Origin of the sequence: Marinobacter sp. SS5-14b (assembly GCF_030541005.1) — a bacterium.
Lineage (GTDB): Bacteria > Pseudomonadota > Gammaproteobacteria > Pseudomonadales > Oleiphilaceae > Marinobacter.
The window spans coordinates 237,683-258,617 of record NZ_JASSVM010000004.1 but is presented as its reverse complement, the minus strand read 5'-3'; the positions used below and the strand labels follow the sequence as shown (position 1 = coordinate 258,617).

The window sequence follows — 20,935 nt, the reverse complement described above, 5'->3', positions numbered from 1 at the left end:
CAACAGCCTTAACCATTCCCCTGCTTCATCGCCTCAAACTCCTCCTCAAAGAAGAACTTCTCCTCCCCAAAGGCCGGCTCCAGCTCGTGTAGCCAGGTGGCGGTTTCGCTGTACTTGGCGAAGAACGGGCGCTGCACCCAATCCGGGTTGCGGCCCTGGAGGAAGCGCAGAACGAATACTTTCTCGCCGTGGATTTCGGTCACGCCCTGTACTTCCACCTTGCCGGGGCCGGCGCTCATACTGGGGCCGCGGGCGGTGCGGGCCAGGCCGCTGACCTTTTTCATGGCTTCACGGTAAATCTGGAAAGCTTCAGCCAGGGGCACTTCAAAGTAGTTCTTGGCGCCGGTGTCCCGCTCTACAAACATGTAGTAAGGGATGATGCCCAGCTGTACTTCTTTCTTCCATAGCTTGGCCCAGGCGTCGGCGTCGTCATTCACATGTTTGATCAGCGGGCCCTGGGCTCGGATTTCGGCACCGGTCGAGCGGATGCGGCGGATGGCTTCTTCCGCGATGTCGGTGGTGATTTCCTGCCAGTGGTTGTAGTGGGCCATGATGGCCACGTGCTTGCCGGCATCAACCAGTTTGGCGAACAGTTCGATCAGCTCGTCGGCATCCTTGTCGGTGACAAAACGGTACGGCCAGAACGTGAGGGCCTTGGTGCCGATGCGGATGGTCTGGATGTGATCAAACTCGGGCTGCAGTAGGGGTTCCAGGTACTGCACCAGGTTTTTGGTTTTCATCACCATGGGGTCGCCACCGGTCACCAGCAGGTCGGTGACTTCGGTGTGTTCCTGCAGGTAGCCGTGTAGTTTTTCGGCCTCGGTGCTCGACATTTTCAGGTCTTTGTCGCCTACGAACTGCGCCCAGCGGAAACAGAAGGTGCAATAAGAGTGGCAGGTCTGGCCCTGGGCCGGGAAGAACAGTACGGTTTCCCGGTATTTGTGCTGCACGCCGTCCAGTACTTCACCGTCCAGCTCAGGCATGTTCATTTCCATCTGGCCGGCCGGGTGTGGATTCAGAGCGTCCCGGATGATCTTGGCGGCGGCCTGGATGTCTTTCTTGTCGGCGCCGTCACGGTGCAGTTGCGCCATCTGTTCGTAATGTTCGTCCTTGAGCATGCCCTTTTGAGGGAACACCAGCTGATAGATGGGATCGTTGGGTACCTTGTCCCAGTTGATCAGTTCATTAATCACATATTCGTTGACCCGGAACGGCAGCACGCTGGCCACCACCTTCATTTCGAACAGGGTCTCTTCGGGGAGATTCTGGATCGCCTCAATTTTATCGAGCTGGCGGTCGGTAAATACCTTGAACCGGCGTTCCTCGAATTCCTGAACCGGGATGCGGTTCGGAAAGGTGACGATGGAGTTCATAGATCGCCCTCTGTTGGGTGCCAAAAATACAAGGAGGGTGATGCCCTGCCTTGCTGGTTAAAAAACGGGCAGGCAAGTATACATAAATCGAAATTCATTTTCAGGTCTAATTAATAATCTCCGAGGTCGGTGTGATTATGTGTCGCTAAAGTAAAGCAAAATGGCGTATCTGTTCCAAGATTCGCCTAAAAGCGTCGAAAATACACCGCAGAAATTATTTAGCGGTACGATGCATTTTAAGTGATGACTGGCAGTGAGACATTGGTCTGAGATGCGTTGTTTTGCGAATTAAAGTTCGACATTATTACGTAACTAAAGTAAACGAAAAGGCCTTTCAGGACTTTCAAACGCCTGTTTGTTTGTTTTTTTACGTCGTTTTGTAGTAAAAGTACGAAAGTTTTTGGGGTGGGGTGCAAGATAATGTTGCTGAAACCCTGTCCTGTCGGGTAGATGCGTGTCCAAGGCGTTGTTTGTGGTCCGTTCCCCGACAGGAAAAATATGAAAGCTGTTCTATGCTTGAGAGAGTTTTTATGAACGATGCCAAGGGGAGGGTTTGATGTACCAGGACGATGATCCCATTGAAACCAGTGAATGGCTGGATGCGCTGGAGTCTCTGATCGAGAACGAAGGCGTTGAGCGGGCCAAGTATATTCTCGAGCGCTTGTCTGAGCGCGCGAGCCGCGACGGTACCGAGCTGCCGTATTCCATCACCACCCCGTTCCGGAACAGCATTCCTGTGGCTCAGCAGGCCCACATGCCGGGTGACTTGTTCATGGAGCGTCGAATCCGCTCCCTGATCCGGTGGAACGCCATGGCCATGGTGGTGCGCGCCAACAAGCGCCCGGGTGATCTGGGTGGCCATATTTCCACCTTCTCTTCCGCTGCCACATTGTACGACGTGGGTTTTAACTACTTTTTCCACGGTGGCGATCAAAAGCGCGAGTCGGATCTGGTGTATTTTCAGGGCCACGCGGCACCGGGTATCTATGCCCGCTCCTTCCTGGAAGGGCGTTTTACCGAAGCCCAGCTGGATAAATACCGTGAGGAAACCAGCGGAGAAGGCCTGTCATCCTATCCACACCCCTGGTTGATGCCAGATTACTGGCAGTTCCCCACCGTGTCGATGGGGCTTGGGCCGATTCAGGCCATTTACCAGGCCCACGTGATGAAGTACCTGCACAGCCGTGAATTGGTTGAGATGAACGACCGCAAGGTGTGGGCGTTTGTCGGAGACGGCGAGTGTGATGAGCCAGAAACCCTGGGCTCTATCTCCAAGGCGGGTCGTGAGAATCTGGACAACCTGATCTTTGTGGTCAACTGCAACCTGCAGCGCCTGGACGGCCCGGTGCGCGGTAACGGCAAGATTATTCAGGAACTCGAAGGTGTGTTCCGCGGTGCTGGCTGGAATGTTATCAAGGTGGTCTGGGGGCGTCATTGGGACCCGCTATACAGCCGGGACGAAAACGGTGCCATGCAGCGGGCCATGGATGAAATCTGCGACGGCGATCTGCAGAACTTCAGCTTTAAAGGCCCGGCCTACACCCGCAAGGAATTCTTCGGCAGATACCCGGAGATGGCCAAGCTGGTGGAGAACATGTCGGATGACGAAATCAGCAAGCTGAACCGTGGCGGTCACGATCCCTACAAAGTGTATGCGGCCTACCATAAGGCGGTGAATCAGGCCAACGGCAAGCCGACGGTGATTCTGGCTCACACCATCAAGGGCTACGGTTTTGGCGCGGCGGGCGAAGCCCAGAACACCGCCCACTCCCTGAAGAAGCTGGATATCGACACCCTGAAAGGCTTCCGTGACCGTTTTGGCGTACCGCTGAAAGACGATGAGCTGGAAGATGTACCCTATTACCGCCCGGCGCCAGACAGCCCGGAGCTGGTGTATATGAAGAAGCGCCGGCAGGACCTGGGTGGCTTCTATCCCAAGCGCAACAAAGACTGCCAACCACTGCAGATTCCGGAGCTGGATATCTTCAAGCAGGTGCTGGAGGGTTCAGGTGACCGTGGGATTTCCACCACCATGGCGTTTGTGCGGATTCTGAGTGCCCTGGTGAAAGACAAGCGCATCGGCAAGCGCGTGGTGCCGATTGTGCCGGACGAAGCCCGTACCTTTGGTATGGAAGGCATGTTCCGTCAGCTTGGTATCTACACCTCCGAAGGCCAGAAATACGTGCCCCAGGATCGTGATCAGATCATGTACTACCGGGAAGACAAGAAAGGCCAGATCATGCAGGAGGGCATCAACGAAGCCGGTGCCATGTCAACCTGGATGGCGGCTGCGACGTCTTACAGCACGAACAGCTTCCCGCTGATTCCGTTCTATGTGTTCTATTCCATGTTCGGTTTCCAGCGGGTGGGCGATCTGGCCTGGGCCTCTGGCGACATGCAGGCCCGCGGGTTCCTGATCGGTGGCACGGCTGGCCGTACCACGCTGAACGGCGAAGGTCTTCAGCATCAGGACGGCCATAGCCATGTGCTGGCCAACACCATCCCCAACTGCAAAGCCTATGACCCGGCTTACGGTTATGAAATGGCCGTGGTGATCCGGCACGGTATGAAGGAAATGTTCGAGGAAAACCAGAACGTCTTCTACTACCTGACCATCGAAAATGAAAACTACGTGCAGCCTGCCATGCCGAAAGATTGTGAAGACGGCATCATCAAGGGCATGTACCAGCTGGAATCGGTTGAAGTCAAAGGCAGCAAGAAGGGCCCGAGGGTTCAGCTGATGGGCGCCGGTGCGATTCTGAACGAAGTGCACGAAGCCGCCCAGTTGCTGAAAGACGACTGGGGTGTGGCCTCCGATGTGTGGAGTGTAACCAGCTACAACGAACTGGCCCGCGATGGCCAGCACGTGGAGCGCTGGAACGCCCTGCACCCGGACGACAAGCCACGGCAGGCCTACGTCACCAAGTGCCTGGAGAAACAGCGGGGGCCGGTGGTGTCTTCCACTGACTACATCAAGCTGCACTCTGAACAGTTGCGGGCTTATATCCCGAAAACCTACATGACCTTGGGCACCGATGGATTCGGCCGTAGTGACACCCGCGAGAAGCTTCGCAACTTCTTCGAGGTGGATCGTTACTACGTGACCGTTGCCGCGCTGGCGGCCCTGGCGAAAGATGGTGACATCAAGCAGGAACAGGTTCTCGAAGCTATGCGCAAGTACGGAATCGATCGCAACAAACCGAACCCGGTGCTGAGCTAAGGAGACCGCCATGAGTGAACAGGAAATCAAGGTTCCCGATCTCGGCGGAGCTGATGAAGTCGAGGTTATCGAAATCATCGCCAGTGAAGGGGACACGGTTCAGCAAGAAGATCCGATTCTGACGGTTGAGTCCGATAAAGCCTCCGTGGAGCTGCCCGCGCCGGCCGCCGGCAAGATCACCAAAATCACCGTAAAAGTGGGTGACAAGGTGAAAGAGGGCGATGTGGTTGGGATGTTTGAGGCCAGCGACGATGCGGCTGGCCCGGATGATTCTGATAAACCCGTTGCCGAATCAACCGAGGACAAGGCCGACGCCAAACCGGAAGCCAGATCCGAAGACAGCAAGCCGGCGCCTAAGAAAAAATCCGGCGGCTCCCGCACCGAGCTGGTGAAGGTGCCATCGCTGGATGGCTTTGACGATATACCGGTGATTGAGATCAACGTCGCCGAAGGCGATACCGTCGGCGAGGATGATCCGCTGGTGACCGTGGAGTCCGATAAGGCCACCATGGAGATCCCATCACCATTTGCCGGCAAGATCAGCAAGATTCTGGTGAAAGAGGGCGACAAACTTTCTGAAGGCAAAGATCTTCTGGAAATGACCATCGAGGACGATGGTGATGAGGCTGAGGAGTCCTCGGACGATAGCCAGAAAGCGGAAGCCAGAAGTCAGGACAGCAAGCCGGCGCCGAAGGCCGACAAGCAGGAATCGGCATCGCAGCCCCAGGGTTCCACTTACGAGCCACCAGCACCGGGTGCCAAGGTTCACGCTGGCCCGGCGGTGCGCAAGCTGGCCCGTGAACTGGGCGCAGACCTGACCCGCGTGAAGGGCTCTGGCCCGAAAGGCCGCATCATCAAGGATGACGTGCACGCCTATGTGAAGAGTCAGCTACAGCAAGCCCAGCAAGGCGCTTCTGTGGGCACCGGTAGCGGTATCCCGGGTGTGAAACTGCCGGACTTCAGCCAGTTTGGTGAAGTGGAGCGCGAAGGCATGTCCCGCATCATGTTCGCCACCGCGAACAACATGCAGCGTAGCTGGCTGAACGTGCCCCACGTCACCCAATTCGACGATGCTGACATCACTGAGATGGAAGACTTCCGCAAGGGTCAGAAAGCGGCCGGCGAAAAGCGTGGCGTGAAGATGACGCCGCTTCCGTTCCTGCTGAAAGCCTGTGCTGCGGCCCTGGCCGAGTTGCCTCAGTTCAACGTGGCGCTCGACATGGAACGCAAAGAGGTGGTGCGCAAGCAGTACATCCACATCGGGATTGCGGTGGATACTCCCAATGGCCTGATGGTGCCAGTGATCCGGGACGTTGACCAGAAAGGCCTGTGGGAACTGGCGGCAGAAAGCGCCGAACTGGCCCAGAAAGCGAGGGACAAGCAGCTGAAGCCTGCTGAAATGCAGGGCGCCTGCTTTACCATCACCAGCCTGGGTGGCATTGGCGGCACCGCGTTCACGCCCATCGTGAACACGCCGGAAGTGGCGATTCTGGGTGTGTCCAAAGCCTCCATGAAACCGGTGTGGGACGGCAAGGAGTTCCAGCCACGGCTGATGCTGCCGCTGTCGCTGTCATACGACCACCGTGCGGTGAACGGCGCCGATGCGGCCCGGTTTACCAACCTGCTGACACAGCTGCTGGGGGATATTCGCACCTTGCTGTTGTAGTCCTGAGTCGAGGGCCGCTCCGTAGCTTCTTAGTGGCGGGGCGGCTTTCTCGTCTTTGCGTTGAGCCTGGCCAAATCTCTACCAATTTGCTGTTAGGGCTCGTCGTAGTGGCCGCCAATGGCGAAGATGTAAATGGCTTTGTCATCGAATCGATATATCAGGCGGTCTTTCTGTGATATCCGCTTCGACCAAAGTCCAGAGAGGTTATGCTTGAGCGGTTCAGGCTTTCCCAGGCCGGAAGACGGGTCTTCGGATCGCAGCATTTCTTTCAGCAGTTTGCACAAGGCTTTGTGCAATCGTTTATCCTTCTCGCGCATGGCCTCATACGCTTGCCAGGTATTGCCCTCAAATACCAGTGATCTCATCCATCTGCTCGTCAGTCGGTTTATAACCTTCCCCACGGTTGTGGGTTTCAAGTGAAGCCGCAATTTGCTGCATCAAGCTCTTACTCTGGAGCACGTGAAGGGTTTCCTGCTCTCGCTCCCAGTCCTCGGCACTCATCACTACGAAAGCTTCTCCGGCTCGGCGTGTAACCTTGACCGGTTCATGCTGACTAACTATCTGCTCAACAACGTTTTTCAGATTATCTCTAAACTTGTTTACGCTGATTGTGTCCATAAAACACCTTTATGTACGGATATTCCGTACAACTATACATCACAAGCCCTGGCGCAGTCATCAGGCTCGTTCTGGCTTTCGGCCTCCGACGGATGCCCCTGTCGGGCCGCCGTTCATGGCTGGCGTAAGGTATCTACTCTGCTGAAGCCTTTCGTTGCCGGCGTGTCCTTGGTGAGTACGCCCACCTATTCCGCATTATATCGAGCCGCCCCGGGGTGTTCAGCCGCAGCACCTGAAGCGCCATCTCGTGGTTTTTCTGTTTCCACGTATCGTTATCCATATCACGCCAGTAACGGGGTGGACGATTGCTTCGCCGGTCGTGTTCGGCGGTGACCGGGTCATTGGCACGATGCTCTTCCCACAGGGGGATATCCGGCAGGGGTCGGCTGGTGTCCATGAAGTTCTGGAACATGTCCCACAGGGCGTAGCATTCTTCGGGGTTGGCTTTGCCGATCAGAGTGCCGATGGGGATCAGGATGTTGCGGTAGCGGTGGGCCAGGTACAGGGTGTGCACCACCCCGCCGCCGTGGATCAGTTCGTTGGAGGTGTAGGCATCGAACTCGTAAAACGGCGCGGTTTCTTCTTCCGGCTGGCCGGTTTTGCCCCAGGTACCCTTTTTATCGTAGTGAAACACCGTTACCAGGCCCGTGCGGCGATTGAGTTCCCACAGAGGGCCTTTGTTAGGCTTGATGAGCTGCCGGGGGAAGAGTTTGAACAGGGCGGTGGGGACGAGGTTGCAGGCGATAAGGGGACCTACAAAAATGGCCAGAATTGGGATAAAGGCGATCAGCATCTGGCCAAAGGTTTCATCTGGTGGGCTCAGTCTCCAGTGGGAGAAAAAGCCAATTGTTACCGGCAGCATCATAAAGGCGATGACGAAGGGGTTACCGAAGGCATTGAAAAACAGAAGAATACGGGTCCTCAGTGCCGCCGTCGCATGCCGATAGCATTCATGGTCAATGCGCTGATGAGTCTGCAGATCTCCGAACGGCAGTGGGTTTTTCTCGAACTTCCGGAGCACTTCGGGACGATTTCGCCGTCGAATGATCTGTGGCACGACATCCTCTGTGTGCCCCCAAGGCAGTTTCCGGTCAGCTTTTTGGTTAAACCAGGGCTGTGCCGGATTAGCACCTGGTGCCGGGCGCTTTTGCTGGGGGAGATGTCCGGAATCATAGGCCTTCGGGCCGTAGTATCCCGATGCAGGTTTATCCGTTGTCATCCCGTGGCTCCCGGGTTGCTGAATTCATTGATCCAGAAAAGCTGCTTTTTGTCACTGAAGTCCGGTTCCGTATGTTCATTATCTTTGGCGTCGAAAATAGTTGAATCCTTGGGTGGCGGTGCCGGAAAAGCGAGTTCCCGGATGCCGGTTTCCACACGGATTTGGGCTTTTGGCTGCCAGGAGTAGCTCACATTGTGAGTGCTGAGTGGTATGCGAAGAAATTTGGTCGTTTCCGTATGGGGAGAGGGTGTCCTGACAATGTATTCGTAGCCATCCGGCGTGGCGCTCTCCCGGAGAATATAGCTTTGCATTTCGGAGTCTGGAACCTGCTGAGGGGCCAATGGAACCGAGTGGTTGCTGTCCTGCTTAACTCGGTGGCGGAGCAGTTGAAGCTTGAACGTCATTTGTTGTTCCGTGAAGCCGGTCAAGCCCGGTAAATTGGTCTTCGTTACTTAGGGCATTCGCCACATTAACCGCCTCAATAGCCAACACCACCAACGGCAATGCCGGCGTATTCAGCACCCGGTGCAACCGGCTTCGCTCGGCAGCGTTGAAGAGCACCCGGTGCAACCGGCTTCGCTCGGCAGCGTTGAAGTCCACCCGGTGCGCCTTTGCTTCGCCCTCCAGTTTGCGAATCTCCGCATTGATATCCCGAATCCGGCCGCCGGTCTGTTTCAGTTCGTCGACCACCTGATTGTACCGGCTCTGGGCCGCCTGCAACTTCGCCCTGAGTTCTTCGTGGTTGCCATTGGCTTCGGCCAGGGCCCGGCGTGCCAGGGTCAGGTGATTCTCGGCTCGGGTGAGTGCCTGGATAGCCTGGGTGGTGGGCTTGTCCCGGCTCAGGGTCCAAACCAGGGCCTTGCCTGCGGCGGGTGTTTCCGGGTTATAGCGTGCGCCATCTGGCCCCAGGTCTTCCAGACCGAGTACGTATTTGCCTTGGGCAATGGCGTCGCTCAGGGTCATTTGCCTCAAATCGGGTAACAGTTCAGGCATGGCCCGGCGTATGCCTTCCATGGGGTTCGCCATGGCGGCAATGCGCTGGGCCATCAGGCGCTGCTGGATAGTCTGCCGGGTTTGGGCGTGTTGCTGTTCCAACCGCGCACTGGCGTCATCGAAGTCTTTGAGGGCTTTGGCGGCGGCCTGTTCTTTCCTGAAGGCTTCGTCGCTGTTGCGCTTCATCCATTCCCGGCTGGCCGCGTCGTGCTCTGCTTTCAGGGCTGCGCGTCGTTGGGACAAGCGGGTTTGTTCGTCGGTCAGGTTCTGGAGCTGTCGGTCGTTGTTCTCCAGTGCGGCCATGGCGGAACGGATGGACTGGTGCAGTTCTCTATGAGTACTGTCCAATGCTTTCATGCCTGATCGCATACCTGCCAGCATCAGGGTGTTTGAGGTACCGCTTTGGATATCCTCAGCCAGCCTGAGGCCTTCCACCGTCAGTAGGTCACCGGTATCCTCCGGCAAATCCAGCTTTTCCAGCGCGGCTAGGGCTGCGCCCCGGAATACACCCGTGCCATGGTTGGGTTCGGGCGTTTCCGGGGGCTGGTAGGGTTCGGTTTGGCTGTCTGGCGTGGTTTGCGGCCACAACATGCGGGCGAGAGACACTTCCTCTCGCGAGGCGCTGGCTGCGGCCCTCTCGGTACACAGCGACCTTACCCAGGCCTTGCCGTCGCTGTCCGGGCTGGGCTGGCTGTGTTCCGGGTCCAGTGGGTCCTGCTTGCAGGCGGGCTCCAGGGTGTCGCTGATAAAATGCCCGGCGCAGCGGAAAGCGCCGGCATAGTCGAAACCTTCGGTGCTGAACAGATCGGCCAGGGCTTGTTGATAGGGCTGGCGTTTCAGGCATTGCAGCAGTTCGGCCTGGGCCAGGGTCAGGTAGTGTTGCCCTAGCGTGCGCTCTTCGGTCATCAATACCCGGCGAATCTTTTGCCGGCCGCTGTGGGGCAAGGCCAGGCTGTATTTGAACAGCGGGTTCTTCTGGCGACCGATCCGACTCGGCAGGATAATCTGGTTTACCAGGAGGGCGTTTTCCAGTTGCGGATTTTTACGGGCTTTTTCTGCGCACAGGTTCAGCAGATGGCGCGCCGTATTGATGCGCGCTTGCTGGTGCCGCATCTCGTAAAAATGGTCCTCAATGCGCAGGCCGCACACGCCTCGGCTTCTTAATTCTTCAAGTGCGTCTGGCTGGCAATCACTGGTTCGCCATTCATCGTAGCTGAATGGCCGTTGCGGTGGCGTTTCGCTGGCCCTGTCCAGGTCCTTTTGAATCGCAATGCCGAGCGCGGCCGGCTCGGGGTGTTCGAAGGGGGCCAGGGGCTCGGTACGTTCACCAGCGTTCCACTCTTCATAGAGGCTGGAGGCCATATCCAGGGCTTTGCCGGCGTAGGTGCCGATGGTATCGGCCAGGTACTCCCAGGGCCGCTCAAACTGCCATTCTTTGGCTGGTGCCCTGGGCCTTTGTGCTTCAACTTTGTCTAACCGGAATACGGTTCGTTTAGCAGCATCAGGCCAGCGGGCAAAGCCCATCTGGGGCTGGTCGGCGGGGTAAAGGTCCCGGAACTGGCTGCACCGGTAGTGTCGAAGCCCGGAATTGCTCTGCAGGCAATTCAGCCGTGCTGCAGAGAGGGGAGATTCGCTGAAGGCAGCTTCAAGGGACTGATCCTGGCCGTCAAGGCGAACGGGTACCCATACATCGGCCAGCGGTTTACCCACGGCGGGGCGACGGTCTTCGGTAAATTGGCCGTCTTCCGTGCGATGGTCCGCCAGCCTTACGTCGCGGAATTGCGGCTGGTTACCTTCCCAGGCGATTTGCAGCTCTCGCCAGAGTGTGCCGTTGCGGAACAGATACAGAAACCCGGGGCGGGCGAGAGCTGGCCAGGTCAGGTGCTTGCCTTCGTGATTCATTCCCCGCACCCAGGCCATGGGCACGGCGGGCATCAGAATGTTGGCGGTGGTTTCGGAATGGATGCTTTCGGGCGCCGGGGTATCCGTGAGCGGAAGGTGAATCGGCGCGCCGGATTCTGCATCCACTTCCAGTACCGCCCGGCTGGCAGGTTGGCTGCGCCAGGGCCAGATGTGCAGGGCGGATTCCGCATTGCTGACCTCGCGGAGATAACCTTTCTGGATACCATCCGGCAGGCGCCGTTCAACTCCGGGGAACGGGGCTGCTGCCGTTTGAAAAACCACCGGGCGCTGTTCTTGGCTGTGCTTGCTGCCAACCACAGCAACGATGAAATCACAGAAGGTGCAGGGAGGGCCGTCTGAAAGGCGGCTATGGGCCAGATTGCTCATGGTGACGTTCCTTATCAATGGCTGAGAGAAGCTTCTTGCTTCAATGCTCCGGAATTTTATCTGGCCCGCACGGTGATGTCACATTGCTGCGCCTGTCGGTTCCGGAATTCGTGATGTGTGGCCATCCGTGGCCGGGGCGGTGTTGGTTGTCAGTTCTTGCTCGACTCCCAATCCTGCAAACTCTTACCTTCGCTTACCAGTTGCGCCAATAAAGGCGCCGGCGACCAGTGTGCCTCACCGGTTTGTTCCTGCAATTTCAGAATGCTCTCGTAGACATTCTTCAGGCCGCGCTGCGCGGCATGGAACATCGGGCCGCCCCGGTAGGAGGGGAAGCCGTAGCCGTAGACATACACCACATCAATATCGCTGGAACGCTGGGCGATGCCTTCTTCCAGAATCCGGAAGCCTTCATTAATTAGCGCCAACAGGTGGCGGTCCAGAATTTCTTCGTCAGAGAGCTTTCGTTGGTGCACCCCGTGCTTTGCGGCCTGCTCCTTAATGATCTTCAGGACTTCCGGGTCTGAGGAGCGGGCACGGGTTTGTGGATCGTAGCGGTAATAGCCAGCGCCGGTTTTCTGGCCCAGGCGGCCCTGTTCGACCAGAGCATCCGCGATGCAGTAGGTACGGGGGTCGCCTTTCTGTTCTTCTGTCAGAGATTCGCGAGCTTTGTAGCCGATATCCAGGCCCGCCAGATCGCCAACGGCCAGTGGCCCCATGGCCATGCCGAAACGAGTGAGCACGCCATCAATCTGCTCAGGGCTGGCACCTTCGATCATGCACAACTGGGCTTCCCGGCCATATTGCCGCAGCATCCGGTTACCGATAAACCCGTAACAGACGCCCGCCAGCACGGCTACCTTGCCAATGCGTTTGCCCAGTGCCATGGCGGTCGCCAGCACGTCATCTGCGGTCTTGTCTGCACGTACCACTTCGAGCAGACGCATGACGTTGGCGGGGCTGAAAAAGTGCAGGCCAATGACATCCTGTGGACGGCTGGTGGTGGCGGCAATGTCATTCACGTCAAGGTAGGACGTGTTGGTCGCCAGGATAGCGCCGGGTTTGCAAACCTCGTCGAGCTTGCTGAACACCTGTCTTTTCACATCCATGCTTTCGAACACGGCTTCGATAACAAGGTCTGCGTCTGCGAGGGATTCATAATCCGTGCTGCCGGATATGCGGGCTTGGCGCGCAGCCGCTTCTTGTTCTGAAAGCTTGCCCTTGCTCACGGTGATGCCGTAGTTCTTGGCGATCAGCGCGAGCCCCCGCTCCAGCCCCTCTTCGTTGAGGTCCAGTAAGGTGACCGGTATGCCAGCGTTGGCAAATACCATTGCGATACCGCCACCCATGGTACCCGCACCAATAATGCCAACCTTGCTTATGGCCCTGGGCTGAACGGCTTTGCCTATGCCCTGGATTTTCGCGGCGCTGCGCTCTGCGAAAAAAATGTGGCGCAGCGCAGCGGATTGCTCTGAAGCGATGCATTCTGCAAAGCGTTCCCGTTCGAAAGCCAGTCCCTCGTCAAAGGTTCTGCCGGCGGCCGCTGCGATGCAGTCCACGATTTTCTGGGGCGCCTCCTGGCCACGCTTGCGCTTGTTGAGTTGCTGCCGGTAGTTCTCGAGGGCTTGCTCATTGAGACCGTCCGCGGGTACTGACATATCGCGGATGCGTCGCAGGGGGGCGCCATTGGCAAGCAGTTCACGGGCATAAGCCATGGCGGCTGGCTTCAGTTCGCCATCCAGAACCCGGTCGATCAACCCCAGTTCGGTCGCTTTAACGGCACCGATTTTCTGCCCGGAGGTGATCATATCTAGGGCAGCCTTAAGGCCAATCAGTCTGGGAACACGCTGGGTGCCGCCGGCGCCGGGCAAAAGCCCCAGGTTGACTTCTGGCAGGCCCACGGCGGCCGATTCAACGGCGCACCGGTAATGGCAGCTCAGTGCCAATTCGAACCCCCCGCCCAGAGCTGTTCCGTGTATCGCCGCGATGACCGGCTTGGATGACGATTCAAGGGCGGCGTTCACCTGGGCCAGCGAGGGCTCCTGCATCGGCTTGCCGAACTCGCTGATGTCGGCACCGGCTACGAAGGTGCGACCTTCGCAAAGCAGAACAATGGCCTTTGAATCATCAGCCTGTGCTTTCGCGATGGCATCGAACACGCCCTGGCGCACACCATGGGACAGCGCGTTCACCGGAGGGTTGTTGATGGTGATGACGGCGAGTTCGTTTTCTTGCTGATAAGAGACCATCATGGGTAGCTCTCTCCTTAAGTTGGAAAACCGGGCATGTACCCCACGATAGCACTCGGCTTTCGATATCACTATTATATGATTGGTATATTATTCATATAATTATTTGATAGATTTAATGGTGAATGGCCTCGGAATAACCCTATGATTTCAAACCTGAAAATAGATCTCCGTCAGTTGAAAACCTTCCTGACTATCGCCGACAAGGGCAGTTTTAGTCGCGCGGCCGAAACCTTGTTTATCGCTCAGCCCGCGCTCAGCCGACAGATTCGCCTGCTGGAGGAGGCACTGGACGTTGACGTCTTCGTGCGCCTGGGGCGTGGCGTGCAATTAACGGCGGCAGGAGAGGTGCTTTATGAGCGGGCCCGGGCCCTGCTGCAGGATGTTGAGCAGATTCAGGCGGACGTCAGTGCTGTTGCCGGCAGCGTGACCGGGCATGTGACCCTGGGCCTTCTGCCCACGGTGTCCCATGAACTGGCAACCGACATCATCAAGGCGTTTCAGGTGCTTTACCCCCGGGTCACTCTGGCGCTGCGCTCTGCGATGAGCGGTACCCTGCAACAGATGGTGTCACAACAGAAGCTGGATATGGCGATTACCGATGACCAGAAGAAAAACCAGCACCTCCGCTATACCCCTCTGATCGAAGAACGCTTTGCCCTGATTGCGCCGCCGGGCTCGGAGTTGGCTCGTCGTGATTCCATAGACCTGCATGAGGTGCTGGATCTGCCGCTGATACTGCCTGAGGAAAAGCACGGGGTTAGAGCTCGAATGGAAAAGGAAGCCATGGCGCGGAACAAAAAAATCAACATGGCGTTTGAAGTGAGCGCCTGGCCCTTGATGACCCAGATGGTCAATCAGAACCTGGGTTACACCATCCTGTCTGCGGTTTCGGTCGGGGAGATGGTGAGCCGGGGGGAAGTGGCGGTCGTTCCGATTGTGAATCCGGAGCTGAAGCGCACTCTGGCCATTGTCACGCCCGGTAATATTCCGCCTTCGATTGCAACCATGAAGCTGACGGAAGTGATTCTTGAGCAGGTTTCGGAGCAGGTCAGGAGTGGTCGATGGATCGGAAATTTGTTGTTCTGAGCGTAACGGTGCCATTTCGATAACCCTCATAATCTATCGAATTTGGGTATAGATTTAATGCCAAATATATAATTGTGGCATTCGCTCCTTATTGTTAGTTTGGCTGAGTTCCCTGGCTTTTTATGCGCCAGGCTTACCCGTTTCGGGTGTTAGAGAGGTTCTTCCAATGACTGACGTTTATCTTTGCCATCCTCGCCGCTCTGCCATCGGCCGCTTCGGTGGCACCTTGTCCGGGGTTCGGCCTGACGATCTTGCAGCTCTTATCTTTAAGTCTGTTCTTGAGCAGGCACCGGCACTGGCCCCGGCAGCGATTGATGAGGTTTTTCTGGGGTGCGCCAATCAGGCGGGGGAAGATAATCGGAACGTGGCACGCATGTCCGGCTTGCTTGCCGGGCTGCCGGTGACGGTGCCGGGAGTCACTCTGAATCGCTTGTGCGGCTCCGGTATGGACGCCGTTGGCACGGCATTCCGAGCGATTCGCGCTGGTGAAATGGAGTTGGCGCTGGCAGGTGGCGTGGAGTCCATGTCGCGGGCACCGTTTGTGATGGGTAAGGCCGATTCCGCTTTCTCCCGCACCCAGGTTCTGGAAGACACCACCATAGGCTGGCGCTTGGTCAATCCGCTGATGAAACAGCAGTATGGGATCGAGTCCATGCCTGAAACCGCAGAGAATGTGGCTGAGCAGTATCGTATTTCGCGCGAGGATCAGGATCTGTTCGCGCTTCGGTCTCAGCAAAAAGCGGCCGCCGCGCAACAAGCCGGGGTGTTTGCCGAGGAGATAACTCCTGTATCCATTCCGCGTCGCAAGCAGGACCCTTTGGTGGTCGATACCGACGAGCACCCACGAGCGACAACCCTCGAAAAGCTCGCGGCTTTACCAACGCCCTTCCGGGGCGGCGGCAGTGTCACTGCGGGTAATGCCTCTGGCGTCAACGACGGTGCGGCAGCCATGCTGGTCGCCAGTACCGATGCTGTAAGTAAGCACGGTCTTAAGCCAGTGGCCAAGGTGTTAGGCATGGCCACGGCAGGTGTTGAGCCGGGTGTTATGGGAATTGGCCCGGTGCCGGCAACCCAAAAACTGTTGGCGAGATTGGGCCTGAGCCTTGATGACCTCGATGTTATCGAGCTGAATGAAGCCTTTGCTGCGCAGGGGCTGGCGGTGCTTCGGGAGCTTGGTATTGCCGACGATGACCCAAGGGTCAATCCGAATGGCGGCGCCATTGCGCTTGGTCATCCCCTGGGAATGTCAGGGTCCCGGTTGCTGATGACCGCCGCCAACCAGCTCCAGCGCACTGGGGGCCGGTATGCCTTGTGCACCATGTGCGTGGGCGTTGGCCAGGGGATTGCGACCGTGATTGAGCGTTGCTGAAACGCTCAGTCGTTTGTTTCAGTGGCGCCTTCGGTCAACGATACGTTAATCAGATCATGCTGCAGCTTCTTCAAAAGGTGCAGCAGACTGACTTCGTCATCAAAGCTCACGCCCTGAAGGGCTTGACGGTAAAACTCGGCAATGGTGCCCTGGAGCTGATCCCAGTACTCCCTGCCAGCATCGGTGAGCACCACAAGCCTGGCCCGCCGATCTTCGGGGTCAGGAATGCGCAGCACGTGACCGTCCCGCTCCATGCGCTTCAGCACGCCATCCAGATTCTGGCGGCTAACAAACAGATAGCCTTTAAGCTGGTTGAAGGAAGTGCCTGCTTCAAAGCCCTCCCGTGACAGCGCACCCAGTACGGCCCACTGAACGGCACTCATGCCCATTTCATTCTGGACTTGCCGTTGCAGAATGTTGCCGGTCTGAAAAAGCCGGAAGAAAAGCCGGTTCGAAACGCCTCCGGATTCGGTTACTTTCATCACTTTTGTCCTGTCAGTGAGGGTGCGCCAGAGCGACGCCTTTCGCCGTCATCTTTCACCAGCGTCTTGCAGGTTGATGACGACTTTTCCCATTTTCTTACCCGATTCCAGCTGATTCAAGGCATCGTGGACCTGATTCAATGAAAACGTGCTGTCGATAACCGGCTCAATGCCGTGGCTGTTCACGAATGACAGCAGGTCTCTGAATTCCGATCGGGTGCCGCCGGTGGATCCGAAAATCTGAAGTTGCCGAACGAAGAGACGCTGCAGATCTGCCCCCGGTTGAGCGCCCGATGTGGCGCCACAGGTGACGAGGCGCCCGCCCCGAACCAGCGACTTCATAGCGGAAGACCAGACCGCCTGGCCGACATTCTCGATAACCACGTCCACACCACGGCCTTCCGTGAACGCGAGAACGGCTTTAGCGACGTCCTGGGTCTGACTGTTGATGGCGTGGCTTGCACCCAAGGCCAGAGCTCGCTCCAGCTTGTCGTCATCACGGGATGTCACGATCACTCGGGCGCCAATGCAGTTGGCCAGTTGCATTGCCGCAAGCGAAACGCCTCCGCCAATGCCGAATATCAGTACGGTCTCCCAGGGCTTTACCTGGGCTTTGCTGAACAGCATGCGCCAGGCGGTCAGGTAGTTGACGCCCATCGCTGCAGCCTGGGAGAAGGAGAGACTTGTCGGCATAGGGAAAACGTTCTCTGCAGGAACGCTGATCCACTCGGCCAACGTACCATCCCGATGTTCGCCCAGAAACTGGATTTTCACACAAAGGCTGTGGTCTCCCCGATGGCAGAATTCACACCGACCGCAGGTTACGGCAGGGAATAGCACTACTGGCTGTCCGGGTGAAAAGCGGGTGTCGGATTCGTCGGCCTCTTCCACCACACCGGCACCGTCTACTCCCATGATCTGGGGCAGGCTGTGGGTAATGCCAGCGCCGCTGTTGCGCATGTACAGGTCAACCTGATTGAGCGTCGCGGCCTTGAGGCGAACCAGCACTTCGCCGGGCTTACGGTTTGGGCGTTCAACGGTACCCACTTCTACAACTTCGTTGCCACCGTGACCGGTGATGAATGCGGCTTTCATAGGCTACGCTCCGATTGTCTGTGTGTCTGCCCGAATGTCATTTGAAATTCCGGTCCACCAGCTTCTGGATTTCACCGACGACCCCGCTGCGGAAGGCGAGTACGGTGAGCACGAAAATACCGCCCAGAATGGGGTCTACCCAGTCTCTGAGGGGGCCCTGTGAGAGTTGGTACTCCACGTTAACCACGAAGGTTGCGCCGATCACCGGTCCCAGCAACGTGCCCATTCCACCAAGAAGGGTCATCAGGATGACCTCTCCCGACATGTGCCAGTGGGCATCATTCAGTGAAGCCAGCTGGAACACCACAGATTTCATTGAGCCCGCCAGCCCGGCCAGTGCGGACGAAATGACGAAGGCCAGCACTTTGTAGCGATCTACATTGTAGCCAAGGGACACGGCCCGGGGCTCATTTTGCTTGATGGCTTTGAGAACCTGGCCATAGGGGCTGCTGACAATTCGCTGTACCAGTAAGTAGCAGCCGATAAACACGGCGAGTACGAAGTAGTACATGTTCAGGTTGTCTTCCAGATTGATCAACCCGAGCAAGTGCCCCCGTGGAATCCCGTGCATGCCGTCTTCGCCACCCGTAAATTCCGCCTGCACGAAGAAGAAAAACACCAGCTGTGCCAGCGCCAGAGTCACCATGGCAAAATAGATGCCCTGGCGGCGAATCGACAGCAGCGCAAACGCCAGCCCCAATACGGTAGCGGTGGCGGTACCGGCCAGGATGCCGAGTTCTGTGGACAGGCCAGCAAAGTTGCTGAGCAGATAACCGGTGGTGTAGCCCCCGGCCGCCAGAAAAGCGGCATGGCCAAAGGATAAAAGACCGGCAAACCCGAACAGCAGGTTGAAGGCCACGGCAAACAAGGCAAAGCACAGGATCTTCATCAGGAAGACCGGGTACATCATGAACGGAGCGGCCAATAGCAATAAGAACAGAACACCGTTCACCATCATTTTCTTCCGATTCCGGGCCTTCTGCTGCTCAATAATGACTTTGTGGATATCGGCAGGATTCACAGGTTGGTTCATGGTTATGCCTCCTTGCCGAACAGGCCGGTGGGACGGATCATCAGCACCATGACCATCACCAGGAAGATAACGGCAGACGATGCTGGCGGATAGAAAGTCTTGGTCAGGCCTTCAACGACGCCCATTAGAATGCCGGTGATAATGGCGCCGCCAATGGAGCCCATGCCTCCGATCACCACCACGGCAAAGACCACAATGAGAATGTTGGAGCCCATCACCGGGGTGACCGAATAGATAGGGGCGGCCAGCACGCCGGCGAGCGCTGAAAGCATGACCCCGAAACCGTAGGTAAGGCTGACCAGCAGTGGCACGTTGATGCCGAAGCCCTGCATTAGTTGTGAGTCTTCCGTGCCGGCCCTCAGGTAGGAGCCCAGCTTGGTTTTCTCGATAATGAACCAGGTGCCGAAGCACACCAGCATCGCCACCACGATGACCCAGGCCCGGTAGTACGGCAGGAACATGAAGCCCAGGTTGATACCGCCTTTGAACATGTCCGGCATGGCGTAGCGCAGCCCGGAAACACCGTAGATGTTGGTGAGTACGCCCTGAATGATCAGGGCCACGCCGAAGGTGAGCAGCAGGCTGTAGATGTGATCCTGGCCGGCGATCCGCCGGAGCAGGAAATATTCGATCAACACGCCGAATGCGCCAACCAGGAGAGGGGCGAGAAACAGCGCCACCCAGTAGTTGACCCCCATCAGATCAAACAGAACGACGGTGACCAGTGCACCGAGCATGTACATGGCGCCATGGGCAAAATTGATGATCTTCAGCAGACCGAAGATCACCGCAAGGCCCAGGCTTAACAGGGCATAGAAGGCGCCATTAATGATCCCGATCAGCAACTGGCCGGAAAGCACGGCAAGGGGGACGCCGAAAATCATGGTCATGTTGTTAACTCCACAAACAATGCAGGCGTTGTTTTTGTCAGGGTATTCGTCCCGGCGGGTGCCCGGCGTCCGGTCGCGTTCGCTGGCCGGCTGCCGGGCGACTCAACGTTGCTTAGTTTTTCACCAGCCTGCATTTGCTTTCGGACAGTGGTCGGAAGGCTTCCTCTCCGGGAATGGTGCGAACGATTTCGTACAGATCCCATTCATTGGTCGATTCTGCCGGGGTTTTAACCCGGGTCAGGTACATATCGTGCACCATCCGGCCGTCTTCGCGGATGTAGCCGTTACTGGCAAACATGTCATTGATCGGTGTTTTGATCATGTGCTGCCGCACCGTCTGAGCATCGTCAGAACCTGTGGCCTCAATGGCTTTAAGGTATTGCATGGTGCTTGAGTAAACGCCTGCATGGATCATGGTGGGCTTGGTGCCGGTTTTTTCCATGAAGCGATCAGACCATTCGCGGGTTTCATCGTTCATGTCCCAGTACCAGCCAGTGGTCAGTTGCAGCCCTTGGGCGACTTCCGCACCAAGAGCGTGGATGTCACTCAGAAACACCACCAGGCCGGCGATGGCCTGGCCTGCCTGGGTCACACCAAACTCGGCGGCCGTGGTGATGGCGTTGGTGGTGTCGGAACCGGCATTGGCCATGGCAATCACGTCGGCGCCAGAAGCCTGGGCTTGCAGGATGAAGGACGAGAAGTCCGACGTTGGGAACGGGTGCCGGATGCTGCCAACCACTTCCCCGCCATTGGCCTCAACCACCCGGGTAACGTCGGCCTCAAGGGCATGACCAAAGGCATAATCCGCAGTCAGAATGAACCAGCGCTTGTTGCCTTCCTTGACCATGGCGGTCGGCGTACCAACGGAGAACGCATAGGTGTCATAGACGTAGTGAATATGATTGGGGCTGCAGCTCTCGTTGGAAATGCTCGCCGCAGCGGCGCCTGAAACCAGCCCGAGTTTGTCGTTTTGTTCGAGCAACCCCACGGCGGCCAGTGTGACCGACGATGCCACCAGGCCACCCACCATATCCACGCCGTCGTTCTCCAGCCAGCGGCGCACAGTGCTGGATGCGACATCAGCACTGTTGCGATCGTCGGCACTGACAATCTCAATCTTGGCGCCGTTGACCTTGCCGCCGAAGTCCGCGACCGCCATTTCCATGGCTTTCAGTCCATTAGGGCCGGCGAGGTCCCGGTAAGTGCCAGACATGTCCGCCAGATAGCCGATTTTCACGGTGTTGTCGGAGATGGCCGCCTGGGCACCACTGGCCATCAGTGCGGATGCAACGGCAGAGGCAAGAAGCTTTTTCATCATTGTCATTGTTGTTTCTCCATTACTGTCTTGCGTTG

At 57.4% G+C, this 20,935-nt stretch carries 16 protein-coding genes; 4 read left to right on the top strand and 12 right to left on the bottom strand.

Annotated elements, in window-relative coordinates; translation table 11 throughout:
• Positions 1–8: 8 nt before the first annotated feature.
• Positions 9–1,373, bottom strand: coding sequence for a KamA family radical SAM protein (locus QPL95_RS11155; protein WP_303291045.1), 1,365 nt, complete (start codon positions 1,371–1,373; stop codon positions 9–11).
• Between the two features lie 556 nt (positions 1,374–1,929).
• On the opposite strand from QPL95_RS11155, the gene aceE reads away from it, so the two are divergent.
• Positions 1,930–4,593, top strand: a complete 2,664-nt coding sequence (aceE, locus tag QPL95_RS11150; protein WP_303291044.1) for a pyruvate dehydrogenase (acetyl-transferring), homodimeric type — start codon at positions 1,930–1,932, stop codon at positions 4,591–4,593.
• A gap of 10 nt (positions 4,594–4,603) precedes the next feature.
• The gene (gene aceF, locus QPL95_RS11145; protein WP_303291043.1) at positions 4,604–6,259 is read left to right on the top strand and encodes a dihydrolipoyllysine-residue acetyltransferase; all 1,656 of its coding nucleotides are present in this window, start codon (positions 4,604–4,606) and stop codon (positions 6,257–6,259) included.
• 92 nt (positions 6,260–6,351) lie between these two features.
• Here aceF and QPL95_RS11140 read toward each other — a convergent pair whose 3' ends face one another.
• From QPL95_RS11140 to QPL95_RS11115, 6 genes are all read right to left on the bottom strand, one after another.
• On the bottom strand, positions 6,352–6,624 hold the full coding sequence (locus tag QPL95_RS11140) for a Txe/YoeB family addiction module toxin (RefSeq protein ID WP_303291042.1): 273 nt from the start codon (positions 6,622–6,624) through the stop codon (positions 6,352–6,354).
• Positions 6,605–6,877: a type II toxin-antitoxin system Phd/YefM family antitoxin gene (locus QPL95_RS11135; RefSeq protein WP_022988271.1), complete on the bottom strand. Its 273-nt coding sequence runs from the start codon at positions 6,875–6,877 to the stop codon at positions 6,605–6,607. The genes QPL95_RS11140 and QPL95_RS11135 overlap by 20 nt, the downstream gene beginning before the upstream one ends.
• Positions 6,878–7,010: 133 nt before the next feature.
• The gene (locus tag QPL95_RS11130; RefSeq protein WP_303291041.1) at positions 7,011–8,096 is read right to left on the bottom strand and encodes a hypothetical protein; all 1,086 of its coding nucleotides are present in this window, start codon (positions 8,094–8,096) and stop codon (positions 7,011–7,013) included.
• The gene (locus tag QPL95_RS11125) at positions 8,093–8,500 is read right to left on the bottom strand and encodes a hypothetical protein (protein ID WP_303291040.1); all 408 of its coding nucleotides are present in this window, start codon (positions 8,498–8,500) and stop codon (positions 8,093–8,095) included. The genes QPL95_RS11130 and QPL95_RS11125 overlap by 4 nt, the downstream gene beginning before the upstream one ends.
• Positions 8,463–11,378, bottom strand: coding sequence for an ABC transporter permease (locus QPL95_RS11120; protein WP_303291039.1), 2,916 nt, complete (start codon positions 11,376–11,378; stop codon positions 8,463–8,465). Before QPL95_RS11120 ends, QPL95_RS11125 begins: the two co-directional genes overlap by 38 nt.
• Before the next feature lie 149 nt (positions 11,379–11,527).
• Positions 11,528–13,627, bottom strand: coding sequence for a 3-hydroxyacyl-CoA dehydrogenase NAD-binding domain-containing protein (locus tag QPL95_RS11115; protein WP_303291038.1), 2,100 nt, complete (start codon positions 13,625–13,627; stop codon positions 11,528–11,530).
• A 141-nt stretch (positions 13,628–13,768) separates the two neighbouring features.
• Here QPL95_RS11115 and QPL95_RS11110 point away from each other — a divergent pair, with 141 nt between their 5' ends.
• Positions 13,769–14,713 (top strand): LysR family transcriptional regulator, encoded by a 945-nt coding sequence (locus QPL95_RS11110; protein ID WP_303291037.1) that lies wholly within the window; start codon positions 13,769–13,771, stop codon positions 14,711–14,713.
• 166 nt (positions 14,714–14,879) lie between these two features.
• Positions 14,880–16,082, top strand: coding sequence for a 3-oxoadipyl-CoA thiolase (gene pcaF, locus QPL95_RS11105; protein WP_303291036.1), 1,203 nt, complete (start codon positions 14,880–14,882; stop codon positions 16,080–16,082).
• A 5-nt stretch (positions 16,083–16,087) separates the two neighbouring features.
• On the opposite strand, the gene QPL95_RS11100 is transcribed toward pcaF, so the two are convergent.
• From QPL95_RS11100 to QPL95_RS11080, 5 genes are all read right to left on the bottom strand, one after another.
• Complete coding sequence (locus QPL95_RS11100) at positions 16,088–16,564, bottom strand: MarR family winged helix-turn-helix transcriptional regulator (protein ID WP_303291035.1); 477 nt, start codon at positions 16,562–16,564, stop codon at positions 16,088–16,090.
• Between the two features lie 48 nt (positions 16,565–16,612).
• On the bottom strand, positions 16,613–17,659 hold the full coding sequence (locus QPL95_RS11095) for a zinc-binding dehydrogenase (RefSeq protein ID WP_303291034.1): 1,047 nt from the start codon (positions 17,657–17,659) through the stop codon (positions 16,613–16,615).
• A 37-nt stretch (positions 17,660–17,696) separates the two neighbouring features.
• Positions 17,697–18,692: a branched-chain amino acid ABC transporter permease gene (locus tag QPL95_RS11090; RefSeq protein WP_303291033.1), complete on the bottom strand. Its 996-nt coding sequence runs from the start codon at positions 18,690–18,692 to the stop codon at positions 17,697–17,699.
• Between the two features lie 2 nt (positions 18,693–18,694).
• Entirely contained in the window at positions 18,695–19,582 is an 888-nt protein-coding gene (locus QPL95_RS11085) for a branched-chain amino acid ABC transporter permease (protein ID WP_303291032.1), read from the bottom strand.
• A gap of 112 nt (positions 19,583–19,694) precedes the next feature.
• Entirely contained in the window at positions 19,695–20,906 is a 1,212-nt protein-coding gene (locus QPL95_RS11080) for an ABC transporter substrate-binding protein (protein ID WP_303291031.1), read from the bottom strand.
• Positions 20,907–20,935: the final 29 nt, after the last annotated feature.

What these genes read in the sequence shown, in the direction of transcription:
- QPL95_RS11155 (WP_303291045.1), bottom strand. Translation starts at nt 1,373, where the DNA reads ATGAACTCCATCGTCACCTTTCCGAACCGCATCCCGGTTCAGGAATTC.
- aceE (WP_303291044.1), top strand. Translation starts at nt 1,930, where the DNA reads ATGTACCAGGACGATGATCCCATTGAAACCAGTGAATGGCTGGATGCG.
- aceF (WP_303291043.1), top strand. Translation starts at nt 4,604, where the DNA reads ATGAGTGAACAGGAAATCAAGGTTCCCGATCTCGGCGGAGCTGATGAA.
- QPL95_RS11140 (WP_303291042.1), bottom strand. Translation starts at nt 6,624, where the DNA reads ATGAGATCACTGGTATTTGAGGGCAATACCTGGCAAGCGTATGAGGCC.
- QPL95_RS11135 (WP_022988271.1), bottom strand. Translation starts at nt 6,877, where the DNA reads ATGGACACAATCAGCGTAAACAAGTTTAGAGATAATCTGAAAAACGTT.
- QPL95_RS11130 (WP_303291041.1), bottom strand. Translation starts at nt 8,096, where the DNA reads ATGACAACGGATAAACCTGCATCGGGATACTACGGCCCGAAGGCCTAT.
- QPL95_RS11125 (WP_303291040.1), bottom strand. Translation starts at nt 8,500, where the DNA reads ATGACGTTCAAGCTTCAACTGCTCCGCCACCGAGTTAAGCAGGACAGC.
- QPL95_RS11120 (WP_303291039.1), bottom strand. Translation starts at nt 11,378, where the DNA reads ATGAGCAATCTGGCCCATAGCCGCCTTTCAGACGGCCCTCCCTGCACC.
- QPL95_RS11115 (WP_303291038.1), bottom strand. Translation starts at nt 13,627, where the DNA reads ATGATGGTCTCTTATCAGCAAGAAAACGAACTCGCCGTCATCACCATC.
- QPL95_RS11110 (WP_303291037.1), top strand. Translation starts at nt 13,769, where the DNA reads ATGATTTCAAACCTGAAAATAGATCTCCGTCAGTTGAAAACCTTCCTG.
- pcaF (WP_303291036.1), top strand. Translation starts at nt 14,880, where the DNA reads ATGACTGACGTTTATCTTTGCCATCCTCGCCGCTCTGCCATCGGCCGC.
- QPL95_RS11100 (WP_303291035.1), bottom strand. Translation starts at nt 16,564, where the DNA reads ATGAAAGTAACCGAATCCGGAGGCGTTTCGAACCGGCTTTTCTTCCGG.
- QPL95_RS11095 (WP_303291034.1), bottom strand. Translation starts at nt 17,659, where the DNA reads ATGAAAGCCGCATTCATCACCGGTCACGGTGGCAACGAAGTTGTAGAA.
- QPL95_RS11090 (WP_303291033.1), bottom strand. Translation starts at nt 18,692, where the DNA reads ATGAACCAACCTGTGAATCCTGCCGATATCCACAAAGTCATTATTGAG.
- QPL95_RS11085 (WP_303291032.1), bottom strand. Translation starts at nt 19,582, where the DNA reads ATGACCATGATTTTCGGCGTCCCCCTTGCCGTGCTTTCCGGCCAGTTG.
- QPL95_RS11080 (WP_303291031.1), bottom strand. Translation starts at nt 20,906, where the DNA reads ATGACAATGATGAAAAAGCTTCTTGCCTCTGCCGTTGCATCCGCACTG.